The 4692-nt window shown below is 49.4% G+C and carries 5 protein-coding genes; 2 read left to right on the top strand and 3 right to left on the bottom strand.

The window, feature by feature from the left end; translation table 11 throughout:
• Both D6694_15545 and ttcA read right to left on the bottom strand, forming a co-directional pair.
• Nucleotides 1-389 (bottom strand): DUF945 family protein (locus D6694_15545; GenBank protein ID RMH33541.1); only part of this gene is annotated, 389 nt, incomplete at its 3' end.
• Nucleotides 390-463: 74 nt separating this feature from the next.
• The gene (gene ttcA, locus D6694_15540) at nt 464-1294 is read right to left on the bottom strand and encodes a tRNA 2-thiocytidine(32) synthetase TtcA (protein RMH33540.1); all 831 of its coding nucleotides are present in this window, start codon (nt 1292-1294) and stop codon (nt 464-466) included.
• 98 nt (nt 1295-1392) lie between these two features.
• Here ttcA and D6694_15535 point away from each other — a divergent pair, with 98 nt between their 5' ends.
• A complete protein-coding gene (locus D6694_15535) occupies nt 1393-2394 on the top strand; it encodes a 2-dehydropantoate 2-reductase (GenBank protein ID RMH33539.1) in 1002 nt (333 codons plus the stop codon).
• 13 nt (nt 2395-2407) lie between these two features.
• Complete coding sequence (locus tag D6694_15530) at nt 2408-4153, top strand: hypothetical protein (GenBank protein ID RMH33538.1); 1746 nt, start codon at nt 2408-2410, stop codon at nt 4151-4153.
• On the opposite strand, the gene D6694_15525 is transcribed toward D6694_15530, so the two are convergent.
• Nucleotides 4150-4515, bottom strand: a complete 366-nt coding sequence (locus D6694_15525) for a response regulator (protein ID RMH33537.1) — start codon at nt 4513-4515, stop codon at nt 4150-4152. The genes D6694_15530 and D6694_15525 overlap by 4 nt on opposite strands.
• Nucleotides 4516-4692 lie beyond the last annotated feature (177 nt).

Genomic DNA, 4692 nt, shown 5'->3' with positions numbered 1-4692 from the left:
CCTTCAATATACTTTTCCAGCTCCGCTTGTTGCTTTGCATCAAAAATTGGCTCAAACGTAACCTTTCCAATTCCAAAGCCCAGACCGTCATCCAAAAGCAATGGACCATTTTCAATGGTTGCTTTGAAGGACAATAGTCGTTCGCCGTCCTTGCCCGCGAGAGACATCGCGGCTTGTAAGGCTGGGCCCGGTCCTATTTCCCATTCCCCTTCCGAGTGAAAATAACCCGGCTCGAAACGTTTCTTGCGAAAAGTGAGCAGGCCTGATTCGGCAGCACGCTCAAACGTCCGATCAAGATTATTTTCCATCACCGAGCCAGTCATTTTCGGACCAGCAAGTCCGGCCACAACCAATACTGCGGGGATTCCAATGGTAAGTACTTTTTTCATCTTCCTTTCCTTAACGTTGTCAAAAAATTGCCCAGAACACTCTGGTGTTACACAACAAGGTGAAACTGTCTCATCTATGTGACCTCGACAAATTCTACACCTTGAACCGGTTCAAGCGGCCTCAAGCCCCCGAAATCAAACAATCGACGATCAGCCAGATGCGAGGGCGCAACATTTTGAATGGCCTTGAAGATATTTTCGATCCGGCCGGGTTGCTCTTTGTCCCATTGCGCCAGCATCGCCTTAATAAACTTTCGTTGCAAGTTGTCCTGACTGCCGCATAAATTGCACGGAATGATCGGGAACTGTTTGTATTCCGCAAACCGTGCAATGTCTTTTTCGGCGCAGTATGCCAGAGGCCGTATGACAATATGCCGTCCATCGTCACTGCGCAATTTAGGGGGCATGGCTTTTAATTTCCCGCCATAGAACATATTCAGAAATAGGGTTTCAATAATGTCTTCACGATGGTGGCCCAAAGCAATCTTATTAAAACCATGCTCCGCCGCGAACCCATACAGAATACCGCGTCGCAACCGAGAACATAGACTGCATGTGGTTTTGCCTTCTGGTATCACCCGCTGCACTACAGAATAGGTGTCCTCTTCAATGATATGGTAAGGCACGCCGCGACTTTCGAGATACTCCGGCAACACATGCTCAGGAAACCCCGGCTGCTTTTGATCAAGGTTGACCGCAAACAGCTCAAAGTTGACCGGTGCGCTTTGCTGGAGATTTAACAAAATATCCAGCATGGTGTAGCTGTCCTTGCCGCCTGACAGGCATACCATCACCCGGTCGCCGTCTTCAATCATGTTGAAATCCGCAATCGCCTTGCCGACATTCCGACGCAATCGCTTTTGCAGTTTGTTGAATTCAGTTCTGTCCTTTTTAGCAAGCTGCATGGCGAAGCACAATCTCTATCCGGGAAATCGCTGATTATCTCAAACCACATTCCTAAACACCACTGATTGCTCATTAAAATTACTGATAAGCTCGCCTAATGACGCATTTAAGGCGCCAATGGTTTATTATCTTTCCAGTTCCCATGAAACAACGCACCGCAATGGGCCAAAAAGTCGCCAACAGTCTCATTCACATCATTGGTTTCGGGGCCACGGGCCGTTTATGGGCGGCCAGCCTGTCAGCTAGTGACCGTCGTGTCGTCGCCCATGGTCGCCAACACACCTATACGTCTGTGATTCGAGAAAATGACCAACAAAACTGGTCCTTGTCGGAGGATGACGGGACGCCATTTGAGATCGTCATATTTTGCACCAAGGGCTATCAGTTCAGCCATGCCCTAAGTACTTGGCGAGTGCGCATCACACCAAAGACACGCGTGGTAATTGCGTGTAATGGAATGGGATACGAGCATACGGAAATCGTCCGTCAAAGCTTATCTCCTTCCCAAATTTATTTTCTGGTGCATTCACACGCGGCCATGCGCGGTTCAACGGCTAACGGCTTTATTCAGACCGGGGAAGGAGAAGGCTGGCTCGGTGCCCTATTACCAACGGACGAACCGACTAAAGAGTTCATGATGAACGCACTTCACTGTAAGTTGTTAACAGGCTGGTCTGAGCATATTCAATCCATGCGCTGGCGTAAACTCGCCGTCAACGCCCTCATCAACCCGATTTCTGCTTTGCTAAACTGTCCCAATGGCGCTTTGCGTACGCCTGAAGTTTATACGCTATGGCAAACGCTCGCGAACGAAATTGAAGCGATTGCCAAAGCCGTCGGACAACGGATGTCGGCAGCGGAGATTCTGACTTGGACACAACAGGTGGCAAGCCAAACCGCGGCCAACTACAGTTCAATGCACCAGGATCTTCACCATGGCCGAGCAACAGAAATTGACGTAATTAACGGATTTATTTGTCAACAAGCACTAAAGTATAAGAAAAATGCGCCTGCCAACACGTTTTTAACCCAAATGATTAAGTCGGCAGAACAACTTGGCCATCACCGATACAGTCAAGCCAAGGGTGTCACAATTTAGGGAGGGGAGAAGCTTGCTCAATCTTATCAAAATCCTTGCACTGCCCACGCTGCTGATCGTGGTGCTGAGTATCGGCGTGTATCAGTCGCAATCACGCTTGGCAGAAAACCTCTTGAGAACGGAACAACGTGAACATCAACTGCAGCAAAAACGCGCTCAAGAGATCTTAGATAGATGGCTGGCTAAGTTGTACGCATTGCAAAAAGTGACTCGCACACCAGAAATTGAAGACATTGTCATGCAGGGCAGACACGAATTGCTACTGACATCCCTTCTGGCTTGGAAACAAGCGCTTGATATTCCGATTGTTGCGCTTTACACGCGAGAGAACAATACACTCCACATCGCAGGAGAGAAAACGGCCCGAAATGATTTCGGCGGACTGAATCAATGGCTCACTGAACAGCTGAGCACACCACGTGCTCGTGAGCAAGAGTCGCTTCAGTTATTTCGGGGTGAGCCTACATTCCTCGTCAGCTCCCCCATCATCATTGCCGGAGAACCTCGCTTGTTGTTCATTGCGGGGCAGCCGATTGACAAAAACATGCTTGATCGGCTGGCTGCCCAATTGGGTCTGCCGGTCAAACTGAGCAAGTCCACATCGGCCGACCAGATTGCCGGCCATCCACTGCCTGAAGGCAAATGGATTGCGTTAACACTCCCCAAAACACTGCGAGCGAGCGGATATGAGCTTTCGATACAGTTGCCTCCCGCCTCCGAAATCCGGTCTAGTCAGCATTGGGCCATGTGGACAACCGGTATCGTCATTGTGGCTGGCTTGCTTCTGCTCGGCTGGCTGGTGCACCTTGATAGCTTGCGCACGCGTCGCCAAACACAGTTTGTCGAGGCCATCATGGCGAAGGACAAAGCGAAGCTGAGCACACTCCCTGAACCATGGAAACAGACTGGCGAAACCTTACTCGAAACGCTCCATGAGCTACAATCCATGACCGAACAGCAACATGTCGAACTTGAAAAACTAAGAGAAAAACGACACAAGCTCAAGCACCAGTACGAACACTTGTTGAAGAAATATCATGCTCTGGAGAATCAGCCCAAAACTCGTTCCTCTTTCCTGTCACGAATGGGGGATGAAATCACAACGCCCATGAACAGCGTGACCAGCATGCTGAAACTACTGCAAGAATTTAAACTCCCCCCTGAACCAACAGAAATCCTTGACATCGCCAACCGGAGTCATCAGGTCCTCGCCAGCAACCTCGAAAACTTGCTCGACTTTCATAAACTTGACGCTGGACTGCTCAAATTGATTCCAGCTGACTTTGAAATCAAGGTGATGGTGCAGGAAGTGATTGATGAGCTCGCACCGCATGCCCAAGCAAAGGGATTAGAATTAGAATGGAACATTAATGAGCGAGTGCCGCTGACTTGTCACAGTGATCGGCAGCGCATACGGCAGGTACTGTACAATTTGGTCGGCAACGCCATTCGTTTCACTAAAAAGGGGAAAGTGAGCGTCTTTGTGGACCTGCTCTACGAAAAAGGACATCAGCTAGTGCGTTTTACCGTCGTGGATACCGGCATCGGAATCCCCGAAGAAGCGCAAAAGACACTTTTTGACTCGCTCGCCGAGCGCTCACGACTTACCAACAGTAGTTTTGCCGGCCGACTAAAGCTGATTGTTTGCCGACAACTGGTCACATTACTGGGCGGGCAAATTGGTGTCAAAAGTGAGGTAGGCAAAGGAAGTCGTTTCTGGTTCACCATCCGCTACTATCCACCGAAATCGACAACCTAAGCCAGCAACTCCTTCACCGCTTGTACAAGTTCGTCGACGGGTATGGGTTTTGAAAAAACACGGTTTGCGCCCATGCCCTCGGCAAATTGCAAATAGGCATCAGGCGCCATTTGCCCGCCTCCAGAGTAAGCGATGATTTTGACGTCCGGATTGATGTCTCTTAGCTCTTGGATCAGCTCCAAACCTTCCTTATTGGGCATCAGCAAATCTGTGATGACCAGATCCGCTGGCTGTTCGGCAAACGCCAAGTGCGCATGTGCACCGTCACTCGCCTGACGCACTTGATACCCCTCACGCTCCATAATCTCTGTCAACAGACGTAGAACATGCACATCGTCATCGACAATCAATACCTGAGTCATAATAACTCCTGAGTCCCTGCTCCCTGATTACACTTAGCCCGCCAATCCTAGCGATTTTTTTGATATGGTGCCAGCGATTGTCCAAGTTCAATACATTTGAGACACTGAGACATGAGGAACCTCATAACCAACACTTCGAATATACTCGGCAGGCGTCCTATATTTCAATGCCTGATG

The sequence above is a fragment of the Gammaproteobacteria bacterium genome (assembly GCA_003696665.1).
GTDB lineage: Bacteria > Pseudomonadota > Gammaproteobacteria > Enterobacterales.
The sequence above is the reverse complement of the archived record's forward strand: the minus strand, read 5'-3'. Positions and strand labels throughout refer to the sequence as shown.

Coding starts and splice junctions, on each gene's coding strand:
- D6694_15535 (RMH33539.1), top strand. CDS start 1,393: ATGACGCATTTAAGGCGCCAATGGTTTATTATCTTTCCAGTTCCCATG.
- D6694_15525 (RMH33537.1), bottom strand. CDS start 4,515: ATGACTCAGGTATTGATTGTCGATGACGATGTGCATGTTCTACGTCTG.
- ttcA (RMH33540.1), bottom strand. CDS start 1,294: ATGCAGCTTGCTAAAAAGGACAGAACTGAATTCAACAAACTGCAAAAG.